At 55.3% G+C, this 22,326-nt stretch carries 14 protein-coding genes; 2 read left to right on the plus strand and 12 right to left on the minus strand.

Annotated features, from left to right (window positions below; translation table 11 throughout):
* Nucleotides 1-96 precede the first annotated feature (96 nt).
* The 8 genes from NB063_RS04365 to NB063_RS04400 all read right to left on the minus strand — a co-directional run bounded on the left by NB063_RS04365 (nt 97) and on the right by NB063_RS04400 (nt 12,672).
* On the minus strand, nt 97-1,146 hold the full coding sequence (locus NB063_RS04365; RefSeq protein ID WP_250927524.1) for a dihydroorotate dehydrogenase-like protein: 1,050 nt from the start codon (nt 1,144-1,146) through the stop codon (nt 97-99).
* Nucleotides 1,147-1,186: 40 nt separating this feature from the next.
* Entirely contained in the window at nt 1,187-2,743 is a 1,557-nt protein-coding gene (locus NB063_RS04370; protein ID WP_250927525.1) for a bifunctional aminoglycoside phosphotransferase/ATP-binding protein, read from the minus strand.
* 6 nt (nt 2,744-2,749) lie between these two features.
* Nucleotides 2,750-3,169 carry a hypothetical protein gene (locus NB063_RS04375; protein ID WP_250927526.1) on the minus strand — a complete coding sequence of 140 codons (420 nt, stop codon included), beginning with the start codon at nt 3,167-3,169 and terminating at the stop codon, nt 2,750-2,752.
* 370 nt (nt 3,170-3,539) lie between these two features.
* Nucleotides 3,540-4,514: a universal stress protein gene (locus NB063_RS04380; RefSeq protein WP_250927527.1), complete on the minus strand. Its 975-nt coding sequence runs from the start codon at nt 4,512-4,514 to the stop codon at nt 3,540-3,542.
* A gap of 65 nt (nt 4,515-4,579) precedes the next feature.
* Nucleotides 4,580-5,482, minus strand: a complete 903-nt coding sequence (locus tag NB063_RS04385) for a universal stress protein (RefSeq protein WP_250927528.1) — start codon at nt 5,480-5,482, stop codon at nt 4,580-4,582.
* Between the two features lie 349 nt (nt 5,483-5,831).
* Nucleotides 5,832-6,827, minus strand: coding sequence for a helix-hairpin-helix domain-containing protein (locus NB063_RS04390; protein WP_250927529.1), 996 nt, complete (start codon nt 6,825-6,827; stop codon nt 5,832-5,834).
* Between the two features lie 169 nt (nt 6,828-6,996).
* Complete coding sequence (locus NB063_RS04395) at nt 6,997-7,284, minus strand: hypothetical protein (RefSeq protein ID WP_250927530.1); 288 nt, start codon at nt 7,282-7,284, stop codon at nt 6,997-6,999.
* Between the two features lie 153 nt (nt 7,285-7,437).
* Nucleotides 7,438-12,672 carry a PAS domain S-box protein gene (locus NB063_RS04400; protein ID WP_250927531.1) on the minus strand — a complete coding sequence of 1,745 codons (5,235 nt, stop codon included), beginning with the start codon at nt 12,670-12,672 and terminating at the stop codon, nt 7,438-7,440.
* A gap of 357 nt (nt 12,673-13,029) precedes the next feature.
* Between NB063_RS04400 and NB063_RS04405 the strand changes: the two genes are divergently transcribed.
* Complete coding sequence (locus tag NB063_RS04405) at nt 13,030-14,988, plus strand: ATP-binding protein (protein WP_250927532.1); 1,959 nt, start codon at nt 13,030-13,032, stop codon at nt 14,986-14,988.
* 62 nt (nt 14,989-15,050) lie between these two features.
* Here the strand turns inward: NB063_RS04405 and NB063_RS04410 are convergent, their stop codons facing one another.
* The 3 genes from NB063_RS04410 to NB063_RS04420 are packed head-to-tail and all read right to left on the minus strand — an operon-like array spanning nt 15,051 to nt 19,455.
* Nucleotides 15,051-16,262 (minus strand): hypothetical protein, encoded by a 1,212-nt coding sequence (locus NB063_RS04410; RefSeq protein WP_250927533.1) that lies wholly within the window; start codon nt 16,260-16,262, stop codon nt 15,051-15,053.
* Nucleotides 16,259-18,799: a serine/threonine-protein kinase gene (locus tag NB063_RS04415; RefSeq protein ID WP_250927534.1), complete on the minus strand. Its 2,541-nt coding sequence runs from the start codon at nt 18,797-18,799 to the stop codon at nt 16,259-16,261. The genes NB063_RS04410 and NB063_RS04415 overlap by 4 nt, the downstream gene beginning before the upstream one ends.
* Complete coding sequence (locus NB063_RS04420) at nt 18,796-19,455, minus strand: sigma-70 family RNA polymerase sigma factor (RefSeq protein ID WP_250927535.1); 660 nt, start codon at nt 19,453-19,455, stop codon at nt 18,796-18,798. Before NB063_RS04420 ends, NB063_RS04415 begins: the two co-directional genes overlap by 4 nt.
* Before the next feature lie 392 nt (nt 19,456-19,847).
* On the opposite strand from NB063_RS04420, the gene NB063_RS04425 reads away from it, so the two are divergent.
* A complete protein-coding gene (locus NB063_RS04425) occupies nt 19,848-20,453 on the plus strand; it encodes a hypothetical protein (protein ID WP_250927536.1) in 606 nt (201 codons plus the stop codon).
* A gap of 425 nt (nt 20,454-20,878) precedes the next feature.
* Here the strand turns inward: NB063_RS04425 and NB063_RS04430 are convergent, their stop codons facing one another.
* Nucleotides 20,879-22,126, minus strand: coding sequence for a YHYH protein (locus tag NB063_RS04430; RefSeq protein WP_250927537.1), 1,248 nt, complete (start codon nt 22,124-22,126; stop codon nt 20,879-20,881).
* Nucleotides 22,127-22,326: the final 200 nt, after the last annotated feature.

Here is a 22,326-nt window from a genome sequence, read left to right on the forward strand (position 1 = left end):
GTGCATGATTTGCCGTCCGGCGTTAGCGCTGCTTGAACGTTGAAATCGTGCTTCGCGCCGAACAGCCAATCGACCGCGTGATTGCTGACGACCGGTTCAGTTGGTCGGATGGCCCCAGCGATCCGAGTGCATGACGGGAACGCTGGCGTCGGTATCAGTTGGATTCAACCGCGCGGTCAGCGCCGCGATGTAGGCTGACCTTTCTTCATCGTTGGTGAACTCGAGGGGACGCTGAGTTTGCAAGTCACGAAGGGTTGTCATTTGGTGCCGGTCCATAAACACAGTCAAGCCATCGAGCAGTGAACGAATCACGTCCGGTCCTTCGCGATAGAGCACCGACGTCACCATGCCAATATCGGCCCCGGCAAGCAATGCTTTGATCAGATGATCGGCATGACCAATTCCTCCGCTCGCAGCGAGCGGCATTGCCGGACAAAAACTGTGGACCTGCATCAACATATCGAGAGCGTCGATGTCATTTTCCGACGCGGTGAGCTTCCAACGAGACGCGAGCTTCAAGGTGTCGAGGCAGATATCCAGGGTCGGGGCACGACCATGCAAGACGAGCCCTTGGGCACCGGACAGTAATTGCCGGGCGAGGTGCGGGATACTGGTAAAATTGCGTCCGAGTTTGACGTACAGTGGGATGGTAATGGCTGCGTTGACATCACGCACAGCGTCTAAAATCGTCGTTTCAATCTCAGACGACGATATGTATTCTCTTGCTCGACTGTGGTAGACGTTTAGCTCGATCGCCGCAGCGCCCGCTTCCTGGAGTTCCCCCGCAAAGTCCATCCAACCGCCCGCGGTAAAACCGTTTAGGCTGGCGATGACCGGGATGGACAACATGGAACTGACCCGATTCACCAACGCAAGATACGACTCCGCATCTGGACACGACCACTGATGACGTGTCATCTCAGCCGAGTTAAGAATTCCCCGTTCTTTCCTGGTAAGCGATCGCCCGATCTTAACGCTCCACTGGATCACTTGCTCCTCAAAGAGTGAAGGCAAGACAATTGCTCCCGCCCCCGCGTTTTGCATCGCAATTCGCGTTTGTTCATTCATTGTCATCGGGCAAGCGCCGACCACGACCGGCGAAGCAAGCGTCAATCCGCCAAAATCGGTATGCAAATGGGAATACATCGGAATGGTCCTAAAGAAAAGGAAAGAGATTAGGGGGTTCTCAAAGTCGCTCCACCGTGCTGACGAGGCTGGGAATCTCGATAGCAAAACGCCGCTCAGAATCAGTTAGCGGTTCCTGTTGGGCCAACTGTGCTTCGAGAACCTTGACGTCGGCATCCGAAGCGCTGGTGTCTTTTGCGATCCGGTCTGCGACGCGTTGATGTAAGGTTTGCCGATCCGACCGACATTCCAATATACGGAACGCTACCCCTTCGGCTTCGGCGAGACCCACGAACAACTCACGTTGTTTCTGTTTCAAAAATGTCGCGTCCACGATCACGCTATAGCCGGCACGCAATATTCCACGCGAGAGTGTTGCCAGTCGTTGGTACGTGGCCTCCGTATGAGCGTCGCTGTACAGACGCGTTTTCATCTCGTCGACGACCCGTTCGGTCGGTCGAATACCTTGCATCCGCTTGCGTTCAACGTCACTGACAACACGGAAACATTCGTGACGCTGGATCACCGTTTCGCTAAGTGTGGTCTTGCCACTGCCGCTGACGCCGTGAGTGATCCACAGGCTCGGCTCCTCTCGTAGCGTGAATCGATACGCCAAGTCGACGTGACGGTGGGCATCCGCCAACGCTTCAACGCGTTCCTCCTCGGCAACGTCCAATTGGCTCGCCCTCATCGCCGGCACCATCGCGCGGACGATTGCACGGTAAAACAGAAACCATCTCAGGAGTTCCAGCGATTCGTAATCGCCGGTGCGTTGCACGTAGGCGTTGATGAAACTGCGGGATAGGTCGAGGTGCCCACGCGCGGCGAGATCCATGCTTAGAAACGCGGCATCACTGAGCACGTCGATCCATCGCAGTCGCTCGCTGGATTCGATGCCGTCAAAGGGGATGAGACGGTCACCCCAATGCACAACATTTTGCAAGTGCAGATCGCCATGACATTCGCGAATGAAGTTACCCTCAACACGCCGTTCGAAGCGATCACGATGTTCGCAAAGATACTCATCCGACCAATTTCGCAAGACTTGCAGCGTTCCGATGGTTTCATCACATAAAAACGCTTCCAACTGTTCGAGGATATGAAGCGAGTTTGATTTGAGAAAACCGGTCCAACCTTTGGCAAATTCCGGATCGCAGATCGCCGCGTTTTGGTGAAACGTGCCCAGCCAACCAGCGAGCTGAACAACTTCATCGGAAGTCAGAACTCCGTGTTTGATCCGCTCACTCAGTAATGCATCGCTGGGGAACCGTTTCATCTTTACCGCAAATTCGACCGGTTCACCATCGCCTTCCACTCGCAACTTGCCGTCATCGAGGCTGATCGCCACGACGCCTTGGTACAAGTCTTCATCGTACCGCTTCCCTAAACGCACTTCTTCGTCGCAGTAGTGTTTGCGCAGTTCGAGGGTGCTGTAGTCAAGGAAATTGGTCGTGATCGGCTTCTTGACCTTGAAGACGTAGTCGCCGGCCAGAAAAACGTTGGAGATATGAGTCGTGCAAATCTCGATATCACCATCTATCGGGTAACGATACGCATCGGGTTGACTCAACGAGTCGACCAATTCCTTGGTGTTGGGGTTACCGGTCGAGGTTGGCATCTGGCGTCACTCCCTTTTGAAATTCATTAGTTCGATCCTGTGTTTCCGCATGTAGGAGTGACACTCAACGCATCGAACCGTTAACGCGACGTAACCGAGCGCCGCCCGATGGATGTCCTTGTCTTCCGCGGCCTCGACGATCAGGTCAGTACTGCGTTGGAAATCGCGACTCTGCGATGCGTATTCTTGAGTCTGTATCACGTTCCATCCCGCCTCCGTGCTGAGCAAACGCAAACCCCGCGCGTTCTTCGCGATCATTTCATAGTCTTCAACCGTTAATCCCTCGAGGATCGCTTTTGATTTGTCGAGCTTCATTCTCATCAACGGCGTGATCTGAGTCCTGGTGTTTTCAGGCGGGTCGGCCTTTAGCTGCAGCGTGAGTGCTAACGCAGCGATGACAACTGTGCAAACGACGATCCGTTTCATGACGATTCTCCAGGGACAGGAACACGCAACCCATGTTGGCGACGTGAGGCAATGAACTCGACTGCGGGATTTTGGTTGTTGCGGTACTTCGGTTGTAGCTGATGTGTTTTGATAGGCCTACAATTCAGTTTGCAGTTGGCTCGTTATTGACAGCTGGTGGTGGATTTGGAATACGAGTTTTCGCCACCGCCGCTGATCGATTTGCAGTTAGGAAGTGTCGCTTCCGAAGTCCCTCGCTGTTCAGAACTGAGAAGTCGGTAGGTAATTGTCCAATCCCTCAATTACGTTTTGTTTGGTGATTACATATGTTCAATACGGAGACTTGGTGCAGGAATATTTGAGTGAGATTCTTGATCGTTTTTGGCATGCGTTAAATGAGTGGCAGCGGTTCGTCCTCCTTGGATGAAACGGATCCAGACAAAGCCACGGGTGATACAAATCCATCGGGCTTCAGAGCTAACAGCGAGCAGTTGATATCCGAGACGACGGTTTCGGCGGTATTCCCGATCAACAGCCCTGCAACGCCGGTACGACACACCGTTCCCATCACAAGTAGGTCCGCTTCCACTTCGTCGGCAACATCGCGGACCACCGCAGCGGGACTGCCCTGCCTCAAATGCACTTTGACGTCATCCGCTTTGGAGAACGGAGCTTGCAGTAGCTCGTCGAGGGATTTTTGAACCCGGCTCGCATGCTCGCGACGCATGGATTCGACCTTGTCGGCGCCGGCATGGTGCAGCATGGAATCTTCCATCCACAACCTCCACGCGGCGACGATATGCAGCGTCGCCTTGTCTTGCTGCGCAATCGAGTAGGCGAAGTCGAGGATTTTGCGGTTGAGATCGAGGTGTTTGCCGTCGCAGGCCTCCACGTCAATCGCTGCGACCACTTGATCGAATTCGCCATGAATCTCTGGCTTGAGCAACAGCACCGGACACGGACAAATCCGCAGCAACGACGTCCCCACGCTGCCGAACAGACGTCCGGTGGGCGAGAAACTGTCAGCATTTTTGACGAAAAGGTCGTGTCCAGCTTCGAGCACCTGGCGAGTGATTTCGGTTGCCGCATCACCCACCGCGACGACCACATCAATCGGCAAACCGATGTCGGATATCTCGCTAGCGATTTCCATCAACCGTCGACGTCGATCGGCCGCAACGAGGGTTTCGATTTCCTCTGGCTTGGCCACGTCGGTCATCAACCCAAGCACAGTTGGCATCGGCTTGACGACGTCTATTAGCGTCAGTGATGCTTTGTTTTCGAGCGCCAATTGAGCAGCCCGCGTCACAGCCGAATCACGATGTGCGGTGCCCGCATAGACAAGAATACTTTGGAAGCGTTTCATCAGTCCGACTTTCATTTTGGGGATAATGAGCGTTCGTTCTGGAGTCAATCCATCGCGAGTTTAATTCATTCTAGGGATGCACCGCTTTGCTGCATTTCCTTCTTGTTCACTCCGTGGATCATGCGATTGCGTGTGATCCAAACGCTGCATGGTGCGTGCCGAAGCACAAAACGTGTCAGGCTGCCCATCAGGACTCGACCCAATCGGGTCCGTGGTGTTTCGCCGACAACCATCAAATCGACTTCATGAGACTCGGCGAATCGGACGAGCCCTTCACCAACGTGATCACTCTCGATCATACAGCCCTTCGCCTTGGGTGCGACCTCGTGGAGTTCCTCGGCAGCCCGGACCACATCTTCCTTGGAAACTTCTGGAGGTGGCGCATCGTAGAACCTCGCGGGATAGACGACCGAAACCAAACGCACGTTGCACTCTGGTCCCCAATCAAACTCGGCGAACTCTTCGAGTGCGGCGCGAGAGGGCCCTGACCCCTCGTATCCGATGACAACACGCAGCGGATGAATTCCCTCGACCGCGCCGGTCGGACGGATCACCAGAACACTGCATGGCGCATGGGTTGCCACATAGTCGCTCGTACTTCCCAACAGCACACGGGCGATTCCGGAATGCCCCGTCGCACCAACGACCACAAGTTCAGGCTTGATCTCGCGGGCGACTGCCACGATCGTCTCCGCAGGTTGGCCCTCGCGGACGATATGTTTTAATTGGACATTGGCACCACTAAACATTTCCTCAACGCTAGCAAACGCGTGAGCGGCTCTCTCGCGTTCACGAGCCAAACAGGATTTGTACCAGTCACCGACGACGTAAGTCTTCTGTGTGCCGGGCACGTACAGGGCTGTGACAACGGTCAATTCGATTTTTTCGTCGTGCGGCAAATGCGCTAGAAATCTCGCAGCGTCATTGGCAACAGAAGAACCATCGGTGGCGAGCAAGATCGATTTCATCATAGACTCCTTGGGGGCGAACTCAGTGAATGCATTCTCAATGCCAAACCGAAAGTTCTTCTAAATGAGGAAGGAAACATAAAACGCATGCTCCACAACACACGGGTGCGACGATGCAAACCACAAACGTGCTTTCGTGTGCTGTTGAGACCTTACGAGCGGGATGGTATTTCGTAGTCGCGCCCGCCCACGCCGAACTGCTGACGATAAACAGGAACCAACCACGAGTGCATTGTCGGCATTCGAAGTTCGCGTACGACCGGACAACTCTCGTCGTTTCGCAGCGTTTGTCGCAGCGAGACGCGATCCCTCCGGCTGGAGCAACCTTCAGTCTAAGTATGACGAATCACTAGGTGGCCGTAGCGTGTCCGTGTCCATCGTCCCACATCAGCGGAAGTTCGGGATACGGTGACTGTCCCGCCACGGGATGATGAAACTCACACCCACCCTTGTAATGTTTACGACATTCGTCTTCGCGGCCACGCACAATGCGGCACCCCTGCAATTGCCCGTATTGCGAAGTGATTACCGTCCAACTGCCATGCGAATCGGCGTCGTCACGAAAGATGACCACCCAATCTCGCGTCATGTTAAGTTGATGTGCTCGCGCCGAGTTCGAGAACAGGGCGGTGTAATGCCTGCCCTTTCGCTCGGTGTGCAGGATAGGTAGCCACGCGAGGTTGTTGGGATTGAATTTCGAGGGTGCGATTTTGGGCAGTTGTTCTGCGGTCGCCTTCGTCCGGTACTCTTTGTCAATGTCGAGCAACTCCTCGATCGATACCGTTCGATCCATTTCACGACTTGACGCATCCGGCTGCGTATCCTCGTGCGACAGCTTTTGAGCCAGCGTGCTCTTAATCGCTTGGATCCGTTTGCGCCCAATACCGGGCACTTGCTCAAGACGTCCTTCCCACGCAGCCGCATCGAGCTCGGACAGCGTCTCGATATGAAGGTGGTTGTGGATCCGATGAGAGAGCTCCGGTCCGATACCCGGAAGACTCGTGAATAGTTGCTCCGCATGCGATTCGCCACGCAACCGATCGACCATCGGAATGCGCCCGGTGTTGACAAATTGTTGGATCAAATTGGCGATCGACTTCCCGATCGCTGGCAGGGCGATGAGCCCCTTAAGCCCATCCTTTTTGAGAAGCACGCTGACGGAAGTCGGCAGGCTGCGAATCGTCTTGGCGGCAGCGTGATACGCGCGGACACGAAATTCGTTTGCCTTTTGTTCGTGCAAGAGGTTCGCGATTTCATCGAGCTTCTGCGCGATGGTTTGGTTGTCGTGAATCGCCTCGATCTCGCTGCTCGCGTGCAACGGATCCGAAGAATGCAGGACTGCCATGACGAGTTCCTTGAGTGCTACTAGCCGTCGTATACCGCGTCTTCCTGACGGTACGAGCGATGCCATCGATGACATCGCGTTGAGCGGAATCGCGTAACGCTCCGTTGATTTCGGAGCCCGACTAAAATCGCAAGCCGAGGGACTCTCGATTCCCTGTTAGCGAATTAGGTCAAAACAGCCCGCTGATGTCATCAACGCAGTACGCGGCAATGGAGGTGGTGATCGTGGATTTTGTTAAAGGCCCCCATATTGCGGGGCTTTTAGCAAAGCCCACCTCTGTTAGATGAGTCGCACCGAGCACTTTCGAAAAGATAATGGCAAACGCTGTACCAGCCTTTTGGATCGCTTTTAGCGAGCGTTTTGTCACACATCCGTGCCACGGTGTCACATTGATCAGCGCCGATTCGCACCCACCCGATTTTGCGCCACCAATCGGGCGCTCAATCGGGAGACTCACCGCCTGGCAATATGAGGATACTTTTTAAGGCGAGTGACCACTGCGGTCAGTTCATGCGATCTGTGAAACGCCGAGGCCAACGGGCCTGAACAGGTGTGCAAAGCGGCAGATTGCGGTGCCGTATCAATAACGGATGGCTGGTTTTCGCGCCGGTCAGACTTGCTGAGACGGTCCGATCCCGCACAACCTTGCCACGCGACTGACAAGATCGGCCGCGTCCACGGGTTTGGCAACAAATTCGCTGCATCCAGCCGCGAGGGCCTCACTAATTTCTTCGGACGTTGCCCCTGCGGTCAGAGCGATGACTGGAATGGTAAAACCCAGATCGCGGATCTTCTGGGTGGCTTCGCGGCCATCGAGTTCGGGCATTTGCATGTCCATTAACACGCAGGCAAATGGTCGCCCTTCTTGATCGGCCTCACGAACCGCGTTGACAGCTTCGGCACCGTTAACCACTTGGACCACCTCCGCCCCGGCACGCGATAGAAAACGTGTGGTTAGCAGCCGAATGTCACGCGCGTCATCGGCAACCAATACCCGCGCAGTGATTTTCTCCAACTTCGCACCACTTGCACGTCGTGGCTGGAGATCAGCCGCAGTCGGCTCAATCATCTCCACTGGCTCTTCGACGGGAAGACGCAATGTAAATTCGCTTCCGAATCCTTCCACGCTGGAAACGGAAATGTCACCGCCCAGCAGGTTTGCGAGACGTTTGCTGATCACCAACCCGAGACCAGTCCCCTCAACTCCAACGATCTTGCGATCATGTACCTGTGTGAACGTTTGAAACAAACGATCGAGGTTCGCTCGAGAGATGCCAATCCCGGTATCAATCACTCGGAAACAAACCGCATCTCCTTCGGATCTGTCCATGTTGACGACGACCCGCACGTTTCCTTTGGGAGTGAACTTCAGTGCGTTTCCGATCAGGTTGACCAAAATCTGTTCCACACGCGATCGATCGCTTCGCAAACGATCCGCAACCGGGCCGTCGAATTCAATCGACAAAGGCACGCCAGTGGACTCGCTGCGATGTCGCATCAGTTCAAAGATATCGGCGAGCATCGGAACGAGTTTGAACCGCGAACGACGAACATCCAGTTTGCCTGCTTCCACTTTGGACAGGTCGAGGATGTCGTTGATGATTCTTAGCAGAAAACGTCCGTTGCGAATCACCGTTTCAAGGTGTCGCGGGTCGACGTCTCGCCCCTCGCGGAGATCCCTGAGTGACAGATCAGCAAACCCGAGTATGGCTGACATCGGGGAGCGAATCTCGTGACTCATGTTTGTCAGGAAGTTGCTCTTCGCCAGACTTGCTTCCTCGGCTGCCACCCGAGCGGCTTCCAAATAGGACTCGGTTTCTTTGCGACCAGTAACGTCAGTCATGTAGACCGCCGCTCCATCGTCGACGGGAAACACTCTGGCGTCGTACCATCGTTGCAGACGGCGCGAGTAGTATTCGCTGGTCTCACCCTTCTGTGACCGGTGAACACGTGCCAGCGCCGAGACCAGCGGTGCATCCATATGATCGGAAAAAACGTCGGAATACTGATGCCCGAGTAGTGGGTTATCGATTCCGGCTAACTGATGAGCAGCCTGGTTTGCGAACTGAATCGATCCGTTTTCGTCAAAACTGATAAACGGATCATGACTCTGTTCGATCACTTCGGTAATGATCGCACGTGACGCAGCGAGTTTTTGCTCGGTATTTTTGCGTTCGGAAATGTCCTCAATCAGCGAAATACAACACTCGGTATTGCCTTCGACGTCACGCCGCAGCGAAGTTGTCAGGTTCGCCCAAACGGTATGTCCGTCACGGTGCAAGTAACGTTTCTCAAGCGTGTATCCGTTAATCTCGCCACGTTTCATTTGCGCGAACAAAACCAAATCTTTATCGAGATCATCGGGATGAGTGATATCTTGAAAGGATCGTTGTTTTAGTTCATCGAGCGTATAGCCGAGTATGTTGCAAAGTTTTTCGTTCGCTCTCAGCCATTCACCGCCGAGTCCGACGTGGGCGATCCCGATCGCCGCATTTTCAAACGTCGTGCGATATTCCATCTCACTCTTGCGAAGCGATTGGTTCGCTTCGACGACTTCGGTCACATCGCTCTGGATGCCAACAAAATGGGTGACGCGTCCGCCCGAGTCGGTGATCGGCGTTACAATCAAATCGTTGTAAAATGGAGTGCTGTCGCGGCGATAGTTCAGAATCGTGACCCGGCAGCTCTCCCGATTTGTGATCGCGTCGCGGATCTTTTGAACGTCCTCCGGATCGGTTCCCGCCCCTTGCAGAAACCGACAGTTGCGACCGGAAATGTCTTCGAGACGATATCCCGTCAGGTTTTCAAAACCTTTGTTGGCGTAGACGATGGGCATGTCGTCTTTTAGTGCATCGACGATCAAGAACCCGTTGCTGGCGGCATCAATCGCTCGGGTACGCAAACGCAATTGCTCTTCTGCCTTACGAATCGCCGTGATGTCATAAAGCGTGATCGCGGCGGAGTGCACCCGTTCGTATTCGTCGAGCACAGGAGTCACGCGGATTTGCAACATCACCTGTCTGTTGTCAATCAACGCGGATAGTTCCTCCGCCCCCACCTCTCCTCTGCGGACCAATTCTCGCAACATGGTTTCACAGACGTCGCAAACGGATGTCGGTAGCACGTCGCACAATTCAACACGGGACGATAGATCGACCTCTTTGTTGAACAATCGGACCGCCCCACGATTCCAACTGGTGATTTGCGAATCCAAATCAACGCCAATGATTGCGTCGGTACTGTCCTGCACAATCGACGTGACTTTTCGCAGTCGATTCGCGGTATCTTTGACGCTGTGCAGATTCGTCATCGTCATCACGATTCCGCCGCGATCACGGTACGGAGCAACTCGCAATAAGATCGGATCGCCACGTCTATCACTCGTCTCACACTCAACGGCTTGATTCTTAGCCTCGACCGAGCGAACGATTTCAACTAGGTCGATTCCTTCGAGAGCTCGGGTATAGTCTTGTAATCGCTCGCCTTGCCCGTCGTTACGTCGGATCAGCAGGATGTCTGCCGCGGCGGGTGTGACGCGGCGGATGTTCAGATCCGGATCAACCAGAACAATTCCCACATTGATCTCGCTCATCACGTTCTCGAGATCGCGGGTCATTTCGGTCAACAGCTGCAAACGCCGGCTGCTTTCCGCATTGGTGGTGTGCAGTTCCTCGTTGACGCTGTGCAGTTCTTCGTTGGTGCTTTGCAGCTCCTCGTTACTACTGGTTAGTTCTTCGTTGCTCGACTGCAGTTCCTCGTTAGTCGTTTCGACCTCTTCGATCGTCGCCTGCAAGTTTTCGCGGGTGAAGTCCAAATCCATTTCTAACATACGAATTCGCTCGGCCGCGAATGCATCCATTGACTTACCAGATTGCGAGACGCTGCCGCTGTCGTTCGCCGGCACCGCCGTGGACACCGGCACAATCGAACCGGGCTCGACGTGAGGCTGGCTCGTGGAGGTCGCACTCAAAAACGTGATGAAGTAATGCGTCTCGGATTGTGCCGCGTGATGAAACGCACGGACTTGAACTTTGACGTGATTGCCATCGATGATCGCACTTTCACTCATGACGATTGATTGTTCAAATCGCATTCGTTGAATGGTTACTGCCACAGGCAACCGCAAGGGTTCGAGCAGCATGTCGTCGATCGTGCCGGTGAGTCGGCCCGCTCGTGTCTCGACGAATCGCGACACATCTCCAAAAACCTGCAGCGGACGCATGTTTTCATCGATCAAGATCCCCGCCGGCGCGAATTGCTCCAATAACCGGTCATAGGAGGCGACCAATGACGCGGACGGTGCGTTTAAAGACCGCGGTCGCAAGGATAGAGACGCATTGGTGAGAGGTCGTTTCCGCAGACGCAGATCCAGCGGCAAACGCGATTCGCGTTCTTTCTGGAAGATCCGCCATTGCTTGTCGAGAACCGCAAAATCGTCTTCCAGATCGCCGGGCGTTTCGCTCGGGCCGAGCCAAAGCAGACCGCGAGAACGCAGTGCGTGGGCGAACATGTTCAGCACGCGCGTTTGTGCGTCTTCGACCAAATAGATCAGCAGATTGCGGCACGTGATCAGGTCCAGGTTCGTAAACGGGGCATCCTGCAACACATCGTGTCGAGCGAAGACGATCGAATTGCGGATCGCCGGGCAAATCTCAAATCCATCGGCGCGTGCGATCAAATACTTGTCGCGTAGTTCATTGGGAATTTCGGGCAGCGAACTTTCGGGATAGAGCCCGCGTTGGCCAAATCGAATCGCCTCGGGATGGACGTCGGTTGCAAAAATCTTGACCGCGAAATCAATTCCTGATTTTTCCCGTTCGTGATGGATCAACATCGCGACGCTGTAAGCTTCTTGACCGGTCGCACAGCCGGCGATCCAGGCTCGAAACTCATCGCCCTCGGACTTTGTCGCCACCGCGGTTCGGATACATCGATTGGCGAGGCGATGGTAACCGTCTGGGTCACGAAAAAAACGCGTTACACCAATCATCAGGTCATCGGCCAGACGCGAAAGTTCCGTCGCATCTGTGTCGAGCATCTCGATATAGCGTTCGAGCTGATCGACTTTGGATAACATCATCCTTCTCGAAAGCCGCCGCGTGAACGTCCCGTGTTTGTACTGCCCGAAATCAATTCCGCACGATTTTTCTAATCGGCGATAGACTGCGGCGAGATCATTGCGTTCGATCGAAGGCGCAGATTGTTCGATGACGCTCTTAACGTCGGCGCCGCCGAGGTAGGCGACCAACGACTCGGCTAACTCCGCAACGGTCGCGACGACATGAACGGCGCCAGTCTTGATCGCGTTAAGGGGCATGCTGTTGAACTGCGCGCTGTCTTCGTCTTGCGAGAGCACTAGGCCGCCGATCCGGTTCACGTCGACAATGCCTACACTGCCGTCACTTCCGGTACCCGACAAAACCACTGCGGCGACTTGCCGATCTTCGTTCTCCGCCGCGACGGATTGGAAAAATTTGTCGATCGGAAGGTTCAGCTCTCCGCCATCTTCACGATTCTGCAAATCAAGTCGCCCCTCACGTAGTACTACGTGTTTCCCCGGAGGCAACAGGTACACCGTATTGGGCTGAGGAACTTGCGGCTCGGTGACCTGAATGGTCTCCATCTTGGTCCGCCGGCCAAGCAATTCGCTCATGTGGCTTTGATGCGCCGGCGAAAGATGCTGCACAACGACGTAGGCGGCTCCCGTGCTCGCGGGCAGCTGCTCGAACAACGTCTCCAACGCTGAGAGTCCCCCCGCTGATGCACCGATTCCAACGATCGGAGTCCGGTCACCCCCGGATTTAGGTACGGGAGCCAATTCGTCGTGGGCAGCGTGGGAGTCCATAGGCGGCTGGTTTGGTGCCTCAGGGGAGAACTGAGGCAAGCGAGAGTGCGACAACAAAATGAAGTGGAGAAGTTTCGGAACCGCAGCCAAACACTGTCCAGCCGCCAAGGATGAGTGTGTTCGGGGATGACCTCTGTACCACGTGCTCTATACCGACGCGACGAATCTACCAGTGATCGTAGTAAGGTGTCAAATTGGACACCACTCGTCGCGGCGATCGAGAGAGCACGCCATGGCGTTTGTGCGGCGTCGGCCATCGCCATTGAAAGCCTCGGAAAAATTGCACAAAATGCCCGCCTCACCCTCGTTAAAGTTGCCCGCAACCATTTCCCAAAAGCCCCCACAGGCCCTTCCCCCTTGAAACGTCACAGCACGAGCGAAGAACGACTGAGGCTCGCGGTTTCGGTAGCGGAATTCGGTATCGTCGAAATCGATTATAAAAGCGGAACGGCGATCGCGGACCAGAAGGCGGCCGAGTTATTTTGCGTTCCCAATGAGGTGGAAATCACGCGGGAGGAGCTACACCGTCGCTTTCACCCGGACGACGTAGAGGAAATCGAGCAACGAGTGGCGCAATCACTGCGTCCCGATGGTATGGGCGAATTCGCGATGCAGCATCGCGTGGTCGATGACGACGGAAGCGTAAGATGGGTCAGCATACGAAAACGCATCTTCTTTTCGGAAAACGGCGAGCAGAAAATCCCGGTATCAGGAATGGTCGCCGCCGTCGACATCACCGAACAAAAGGAAGCCGAGCAGAGCATTCTTTCGAACGAGAATCGTCTCAAGCTCGCCGCCAAGACAACGGGTTTCGGCACCTATGACCTCGACGCTCGCAGCGCCGAAACGATTTGGTCGGACGAGATTTTTCAAATCTTCGGAGTCGATCCGGACAAGCCCTTACCCCGCAGCGCGATCTTCGACCAGATCCACCAGGACGATCGCGACCGCTATCGTGATTTGTTTCAGCGGTTATCGCGAAAAGACGCTCCCGAGCATTTCAAAATCGAACACCGAATCATCCGTCCGTCCGGTGAAATTCGCTGGATCGTGAATTCCGGTTGCGTGCTGTTTAAGGAGGGACAGACATCCGGCTTCCCGACGCGTGTGATCGGGACGATGCAGGATATCACCGACCGAAAACTGTTCGAGCAATCACTGCAGCGTGCCAAGCGTGCCGCTGAAACGGCAAATCGCTCGCGCGGCGAGTTTCTGGCGAACATGTCGCACGAGATCCGCACGCCGATGGCGGCGATCATCGGGCACGCGGACATTTTGCGAGATCACCTGAAGGACCCGGACAATTTGCAAGTCGTCGATACGATTCGTCGAAATGGACATTTCCTGCTCGGTATCATCAACGACATCCTCGATCTTTCCAAAATCGACGCTGGGAAATTGGAGATCGAACGCATCCCGATCCGACCGGAAGCGATTGTCGCGGAGGTTCGGTCGCTCATGGATGTGCGAGCAGCCGAAAAAAAACTGCCGCTGCAGATCGCATTTAGTGGCCCGGTCCCCGAAACCTTTACGACTGACGCCATCCGCGTGCGTCAAATCCTAGTCAATTTGGTCGGCAACGCGATTAAGTTCACCGATGAGGGACACGTCGAGCTGACGGTTCGCTTTAATGAACCCACAAACGAATTGCTCTTTCACGTTTCTGATACGGGCATCGGAATCCGCTCCGAAGATCTCGAAACGTTGTTTGATCCCTTTGTGCAAGCGGACAATACGTCGACGCGTTCATTCGGCGGCACGGGATTGGGGCTGGCGATCTGCCAACGACTCGCCCATGCACTCGGCGGTGAAGTGAAGGTTGAAAGCCAGTTCGGCGTCGGCAGCGTTTTCACACTGGCGGTCAAAGTTACCCCCGGTGTTCGATTGATCGAACCTGATCTCGGTCTCGATATCTCGGAGGAACGACCTGACGACGAGATACAATTGTCCGCCCGTGTGCTCGTCGTGGATGATCGGCGAGACATCCGTTACCTCGCCCAACATTTTATTGAAAAAGCTGGCGGCGTTGTCACGACCGCGACCAATGGCAAAGAGGCACTCGACTACATCGCTGATAAAAGCAAGCCGGACGTCGACGTAATCGTCATGGACATGCAGATGCCGGTGATGGACGGGTACGAAGCCACCAGTGAACTTCGCAAACGCGGTTGTGGTCTACCGATCATCGCATTGACCGCTAATGCAATGAAGAGCGATCGAGATGCGTGCTTGGCTGCCGGATGCAGTGACTACACCACCAAACCGCTCAACAGCAACAAACTGATCACGATGATTGATCAATTTGTCAAAGCGTGAGTCACGGTTTCTACGCGACGGCGGCCGTTGGTCCGCCGCGCGACGACACACGTCGGATCGGATCACACATGATTATTGGATTCGAAGTCCGGCTCCGAGGCGGGATGTTTGAATTGACGCCGCGCGGCGATTGCGATTCCGGTCGCGACTGCAATGATCGCAGGGTAAACGGCAGACGGAAGCTGCAAAATTGTCGTATCCGCGATCGGTTGATTTTGTGACATCGCGGCTTCTTCTAGCGAAGCCATGATGGCGTCTAAAACAGGACCGGATAGTGGAGGCACGACTCCGGTGGCCACCATGCCGAGCGAGCGGTGCAGCATGATCGCGGATTCGAGTTGCACGTCGATTGCGAAATCGTCGATGCTCAAATACTGCGTGGGCAACACGACACGATCCAACGAAATCAGCCCGGCGGGGCCGCTGAACCAATCTGCCATCAAGCTATCAACAATTTCGCCGCGTTCCTCCGGCGATGCTTCGATCACTCGTTGCAGAAGTGGTATCGTGTCTTGGCTTAATTGCCAGGGTGTTTCGACTTTGGAGTCGCTTGGTTTCGCTAGGTTCAGTCCCCAAAGTGGGAACCAATGCAGTAGCCCATCGTCGGCCGCGTCAGGTATTGAGTCGGCGGAGACAATGAGTTGCACCGCCTCAGTCGTCTCCGCTGTTTCATTTTCAACCACACGTGTGTCCGATTCCGGTTCAATCGTCGAAACGGCTTCGAGCACTTCGGACTCGACTTCATTCGCCTGACTACTGTCAACTGATGTCAGCGATGCGATCGCCGCATCCACTATCCCATTGGGCACCGGCACGACCGTCTGCGCTATCACTACCCGCGATGTAACTGGAGCCGAATTGACGTTGCGTGGCGACTCTGCAATCGGTTCGCCGACGGGCTCACTTACGGATATCGATGCGGCGACCGGTTTTTGAGTGATGGCCGATTGTTGGTTGCTGACCGATTGTTGACTGTTGACCGGGGCCGCGATCTCCTGCTGTTGCAATCGTTGCCGCTGCGAGAAATCTCGCTGTCTGTCCGCAGACGCGGATCGCCGTCCGACGTCGGCACCGCGTTCAAATCGTCCTCGATTACCGGGGGTCGACGACTCTTCGGCGCCAACGGAACGAGAACCTTGCGGAGTGGGCGTTTGCGATGCATCATTTCCGACAAAGTCGGCGACCTCTGAGAATCCAAAGATTCCGGCGGCCAGTAACGTACGCGTCTCAAGACGCTCCATTCGCAACTGTCGAGGGTCGTTGGTATCTCTCATGATTCGCCTCTTAATTGCTTCAAATTGGTTTCGTGTTTATGCAAGTAGGTTAAATACCGAGGCACTTGAGGAGCCAATTCGACGGCGAGCCGTTGGTGCGAAATCGCCTCATTGAAATATCCCATCGCTGCTGCGACATCGCCGAGTTTTTGGTTTAAGAAGCCAAGGTTGTTCAGGATCCCGCCCATCATGCTATGCACCTCCGCGTCGTCGGCGAACACCTCGACCAAAGCCCCGGCCTGTTCGCCAGCGGCTTCAAATGCGTCCCGCGCTTGCCCGACCTGACCAATCGCGGCTAGCGAAAGCCCAAGATGATTGAGGCTAATTCCCAAATCACGCCGATACGACGGTTGTTCTGGCCAACGCACACGCAACTGTTCACTGATTTCAATTGCACGTTGCAATGAGGTGATCGCGTCCCGATGTCGAGACTGTTCCGCCTGCGCCATCGCGAGCGTATTGAGTGTCAACACGACTTGCGTCGCCGCTTCGGCATCCCCCCGATCCTGTTCGAGGTGTTGAAGTTGTCGATCGAGCGAACGTTTCGCTAACTCGATCGCTTGCGTGGGATCGCGCTTAACCAACAAACCAGCGAGATTGGACTGGATCGTCGACCGCAGCTCGGAATGCGACGTGCGACCTTGCAATAACGCGATCGCTCTTTGATAAACCGTTTCCGCTTCATCGATGTTTGCAGTTTCGCTAAGCATTTGGCCGAGATTGTTGAGCGTCGTTGCCAGCTCCTTGGTGGCGAGTTTTTTGGTCCGTGATCGCTCGTCTGAGCCCGCATCGTCGAGGGAACTTATACGAGTCTGATTGACGATCGCCTTTCCAAACCACACGGCCGCCGACTGCACGTCACCGCTGCTGGCGTATCGTTCGGCCAAATTGTTCTGGCTTACCGTCCATTGCAACTGCAGTGGCAAATCCTCGGGATCGCTCGCGGCGAGCTCCGCCATCAACTGCTCGGATCGCTTGAGGGACTCGAGCGCCTCGTCATTTTGTCCAAGCTCTCCTTGGAAACTACCGATCTTGCCGTAGGTGATGGCGAGATCGAGTTCTTGTTCACGGTTCTGCGTGCCCCGTAGTCCCGACTCCGCCGCGAGCCGCTGATAATAGCCGAGAGTTTGCAACAGCAGTCGCTGTCGCACGGAACTCGCGGACGGTATTTCGGCGAGCAATTCCGCCATTTGGGTTCCGAGGCCGTCGATGGCTTCACGCGCGATCCTCTCGTTCTGTATGGCACGAGCCGCGTTGGCGTCCGACACGCTCTTTTCGGCAGCCAACAACACGGTTCCGATTGCAAATCCCGCAATCATCAGCAAACCGATCGCGGTCGCTGCGGCCACGACACCGCGATATCGCACGGCATAGTGCACGCAGTGGTCGAGCAGCGTTGGCGGACGCGCCACCGTCGGTTCACCGGCCAAAACGCGTCGCAAATCGTCAGCGAATTCCTGGGCCGTTTCATAGCGATCGTCACGTCGTTTCGACATCGCTTTGGAGATCACCGTATCGAGGTCTCGCGGAATGCCACGACAGATCGAACGGAGCGAGACGACTGCGTCCTCGTCAATCTGCCTTAGAATCGCGGGCGCGTCGACGCCGTCATGAACTGGGCGTCCCGACATGACTTCGTACAACGTCGCGCCAAGCGAATAGACGTCGGCTCGACCATCAACGAGGGCTGACTCGCCACGCGTTTGTTCGGGACTCATGTATCGCATGGTGCCGATAACGTCGCCTGATTGGGTTAGCGAAACGTCACCCTGAACCCGTGCGAGTCCGAAGTCGCTAATCCAAACCTTTCCTTCACGGTCGACGATCAAGTTGGACGGTTTGATGTCCCGGTGGACAATGCCGAGTTCGTGAGCAGCATGGAGCCCTTCGGCAACCGCAATCCCCTGCGACACCACAGTTTGCCAATCGTACCGCTGGGATGATGTGCGTCCCTGCTGGATCACTTTATCGAGCGAATTCCCTGCGATGTACTGCATCGCATAGAAATGCGTCCCCCGCTCGCAACCGACCGCAAAGATCGGAACGATGTGGGGATGTTGCAAACATGCCGCAGCTTCGGCTTCATGTTGGAAACGCGCGAGTTTTTGTTGATTTAGAATCGATGCCAACGGCAGTAATTTGATGGCGACGGTTCGGCGTAGCGAGATTTGGGTCGCACGGTAGACAACCCCCATCCCTCCCCGACCGATCTCTTCCTGTAGTTCAAAATCGCCCAACCGGTGCGAATCGGAATGAGTCAGTTCGGGCCGGGTTGGAATCGGATGCCCAACGGCGAGTTGATGCAAGTTTTCCAGACCGTCCACGCACGCACGCAGAGGCTCTCGAAGTTCCGGTTGCGAGCGTGTCAGCGTATCCACCGAGGGCGGCAGACCGGATTCGAGCGCTGACATGTATTCTTCGAGTAGAACCGCGAGTTGATTCTTCTGCTGCTCAGTCAAATTTCGCATCGCGAGTGGCTCGTCATCGGACCAATCGTTCTGCGATCCGAAGGCCACCGAGTCGATGGGAGTGATCATGGCGAGCCTCCCGATACGTTGATATCGCAGACTTCTTTAAACTTCGCGATCGCACGCAGCCAGAGCATTCGAGCGGCACCCGATTTGATGTCCATCTTCTTCGCAATTTCGTCAAACGAACATCCCTGCAGATTTCGATACACGATCACATCGTGATAGCTCGGTTTCAGTTTCGCGAGTTGATCAGACAGTTCGGCGGCTAGCTCGCGACGGGAAACGATCTCGCTCGGCGTTGCCATGGGATCAGGGATAAGGTTTGACAATCCCGCGATGCTGTCGTCGATCCGTTTGGCGACGCGATCCAGTGAGACTTCCCTGCGGATATCCCGCTTCTTCGCGTATACGTTTCGCTCCATCGCGTGGCTGAGATGATGACTCAAGATTTGTCGCAACCACGCGAGTAGCTCGCCTTCGCTGTGTCCGCGAAATTGATCGAAGTCACGGTGGGCGGCCAACATCGTTTCTTGGACGAGATCCGATGTGCTCATCCGTCGTCGCAATCTCGCGTCCAACTGCGTCGTCGCCAACACGTTGAGGTAATTGCGGTAGATCTGAAGTAATTCCCCGAGCGATTGACGGCCACCGCTGCGAATGCGTGTGATCAAATCCGAAATGGAATTCTCGGGGGCACCGGTTGCGAGTGGAACGGATGACATACGTTTGCCTGGATGAGATTATTGGGTTAGCCGGGGACAACGGACGATTTTGACGCGAATGCGCCACGCAATTCAAATCCGCCGTTGAGACAAGGGGCTACTTCTCCATGCGTGTTTCACAGACGACGAAGGCCAGAAAAACGAATTTTTGTGTGACTTTTAGCCGCAGAAAACTTCCAAGCAAATATTAGCGAGCCTACTGACCATACACGTGTCCACACCCCCAATTTGGCACGCTGTGTCCATGCAAAATCGCATCAATCGCTACAGCGAGACGGGCGTTGCGGCTCTAGGAAGCGATAGTCACCGAAATGTGGCCTTGTGGATTCGCAACCGACGCATTCGATCTCGTTGTGACTTTCACAAAACCCAAATCACGAAAAGGAATTTCAATGAATCCCATCTCCTCCACGTCGGCGTCCGCCCAGACGTACGTCACTTCGGCCACCAGCCGTGGTCAGGCATCCGGTGGCAATCCGGCCGAGCGTCTCGAGCAATCGTTGACGAGCTATTTCGACGAGCAAGGCGTTTCCAGCGATGAACAAACGGCGATCAAATCGGAGTTGAGCGATGCGATCACGTCGTTGAAAAGCTCAGCTTCGACGCTCAGCCCGACGGAAGTTAAAGAATCACTCAGCGAAATCCTGACCAACCACGGTTTGGACGGTGAGGGTTTTGTAAGTCAACTGGGAACACCGCAATCCGGCGGCGACCAAGGTGGTCAAGAGGCCAGCGAAGGACGTGGCCCCGGTGGCGGGAAGGGCGGAGGCCCGCGAGGAGCCGGGGGCCCTCCTCCACGCGGAGGCGCCCGGGCCGGTGGTGCGTCAGAGGGCACCGAAGAATCTTCGGCGACCTTGGAATCGAGCGACATTGACGATCTGCTCGAGTGGCTTGATTCGCAAACGAGTGACAGCGACACGGAAACCACTCAAAGCGTTCAGACGTTTCCCGAATCGTTTATCAAACGAGGCGGAGGAAACCTCGACGCCCAAGCGTGACGGCTAACGCGACGCGATTTCGCAACTGAGCCGCTACAATTTACACCGCCGCAACCCAATCCTTTCCCTTGCTGTCGGGATGTCTTTCAATCGCGACAGGAAACTGTATTCGCCGTGGGTGTTAGCTGAAATTCGTTCCGCCATCGGATCTCGCTAGCACCCAACGACGCAACGCGCCATCGGGAGCCTGATGAGCACATGACTACGCCCGGTCAAGTGTCGGATGACGGTTATCTTAAATGCACACGTAAAGAGCACTTTCATTGACTTTGTCGCCACCTTTTCCGGACGGTGGGCTGCGTTCGGTCGAACGCAGCTACGAATTGAAAGCCTCTGTGATCTTCAGAAATGCATCACTCAAAAAGTCTTGAAAGGCTTCCGCTACCCTTGGATCAAGGCCAGGCGATGAATGAACAGACGATGCACTAATCATCAACTCGCATTGGTGTCGGGCCGCCGAGACCTGGGCCGCCAAAACCGGGGTGTCCGCCTGGTGGACCATTGGGTGGCCCCAATTGCCGCATATGTTCTTTCTGTTTCTCGGTCAGAATGCTGTCGAGACGCTGGTTCACGGTGGCTTGCAAGGCGTCGAGTTGGCTAATCTGTTGCGAAGTTAAATTCAATGCTTCTCTAACGAATGTTGGAAGCACTTGGCCGGGTGTCGGCGGCATCGGGTGCGCTCCGGGAGGCCCGAGCCTCATTCGACCTTGATCACCATACCCGCCTCGTTCACCGGCCCCGCTCAATCCGGGATCGCGCGGATTGGGACCACTCGAACCGCGTCCATGGCGAAAGTCACTCGATGGAGTGCCGCGATAGCACCGTGGCACAACCGGCCATTCTTCGGTCAAGAAATACACGTAGGTACCATCCGGATACTCCGGAGTAACCGCAAAACGCCCGTTGCATTCGTCCAAGTCGCCACTGCCAGCGACATATTCATAATCTCTCACGAACGTCCCGTCGTATTTGCCACCAGGCGCATTTCCCCCTGGGCGATTGCCCTGTTTGAGTTGATAGCTCGACTTGAGCTTGACGACTGCCGACGCGGGATTTTGCGGATCCTGATAGCCGTAGACTACGTACATCGGAAATCCGTCCGCGGCCCAGCCGATTAACGGCGAGTGTTCACCAGCCTTGACTTCGACCGAATCGATCAGTCCGGTGGGCAGACCGTGATAGTGGTACTTGCCAGTCGGTTGCACATGGGCATGGGAGACATCGATCCCAAGAGCGATCGCGCCGGACAGTGGTTCGTATTGCCAGCCCGGTTCGCCATCATAAAACTCTCCGGCTCCCGGATCGAACGGTACGCCATTGATCGCCACGCCGAACTCACCATGCATGGGAGTGATTCGATCAGCGACTTGTGGGTCAGCAGGAACTCGGTATTCGTGTCGTTGCGGCGTGATACGGTTCGGGTTTCCTCGATTTGGAAAGACGCCCGTCTTGTGATTAGGAATTCCGTTGGCCCGGATGATCCTCTCGCGCCCAACGATTTCGATCGAGACTTCGCTCTTGATGTTCGGTGTCGAGGTCGCGGGGACGGGCTTCAGCACGCTACGCTTTGTCATCGTGTGCAAGCGGGGAGGAGGCGGCTGCTGGGCAATCGCAATCGCCGCGACGCCCACGCCAAGAGCCGCCAAACCAGGCATGATCAAACTGCGTTTCAACGTTGGGTTCCCTCTCTGTGAAAATTTTGCAGTGGACTCAGACATCCTATTTGTCAATGGAGCCAATACACAATGCGTGGCAAACCAACAAACAAGGCCGAGAAAATCCTGCTTTTTCTGAGATCACTCCGCGAGTCGATGTGATCCCGCTTTCGATCAGCCGGTCGAGCTCAACGATGCAATTGCATGTAGAACCATTG

The organism is Aporhodopirellula aestuarii, assembly GCF_023701485.1.
Taxonomy (GTDB): domain Bacteria; phylum Planctomycetota; class Planctomycetia; order Pirellulales; family Pirellulaceae; genus Rhodopirellula; species Rhodopirellula aestuarii.

Bases quoted from the DNA above. Each gene is read 5' to 3' on its own strand.
- NB063_RS04415 (WP_250927534.1), bottom strand. From the start codon at position 18,799: ATGATCACTCCCATCGACTCGGTGGCCTTCGGATCGCAGAACGATTGG.
- NB063_RS04425 (WP_250927536.1), top strand. From the start codon at position 19,848: ATGAATCCCATCTCCTCCACGTCGGCGTCCGCCCAGACGTACGTCACT.
- NB063_RS04400 (WP_250927531.1), bottom strand. From the start codon at position 12,672: ATGGACTCCCACGCTGCCCACGACGAATTGGCTCCCGTACCTAAATCC.
- NB063_RS04375 (WP_250927526.1), bottom strand. From the start codon at position 3,169: ATGAAACGGATCGTCGTTTGCACAGTTGTCATCGCTGCGTTAGCACTC.
- NB063_RS04380 (WP_250927527.1), bottom strand. From the start codon at position 4,514: ATGAAACGCTTCCAAAGTATTCTTGTCTATGCGGGCACCGCACATCGT.
- NB063_RS04365 (WP_250927524.1), bottom strand. From the start codon at position 1,146: ATGTATTCCCATTTGCATACCGATTTTGGCGGATTGACGCTTGCTTCG.
- NB063_RS04385 (WP_250927528.1), bottom strand. From the start codon at position 5,482: ATGAAATCGATCTTGCTCGCCACCGATGGTTCTTCTGTTGCCAATGAC.
- NB063_RS04370 (WP_250927525.1), bottom strand. From the start codon at position 2,743: ATGCCAACCTCGACCGGTAACCCCAACACCAAGGAATTGGTCGACTCG.
- NB063_RS04420 (WP_250927535.1), bottom strand. From the start codon at position 19,455: ATGTCATCCGTTCCACTCGCAACCGGTGCCCCCGAGAATTCCATTTCG.
- NB063_RS04390 (WP_250927529.1), bottom strand. From the start codon at position 6,827: ATGGCAGTCCTGCATTCTTCGGATCCGTTGCACGCGAGCAGCGAGATC.
- NB063_RS04410 (WP_250927533.1), bottom strand. From the start codon at position 16,262: ATGAGAGATACCAACGACCCTCGACAGTTGCGAATGGAGCGTCTTGAG.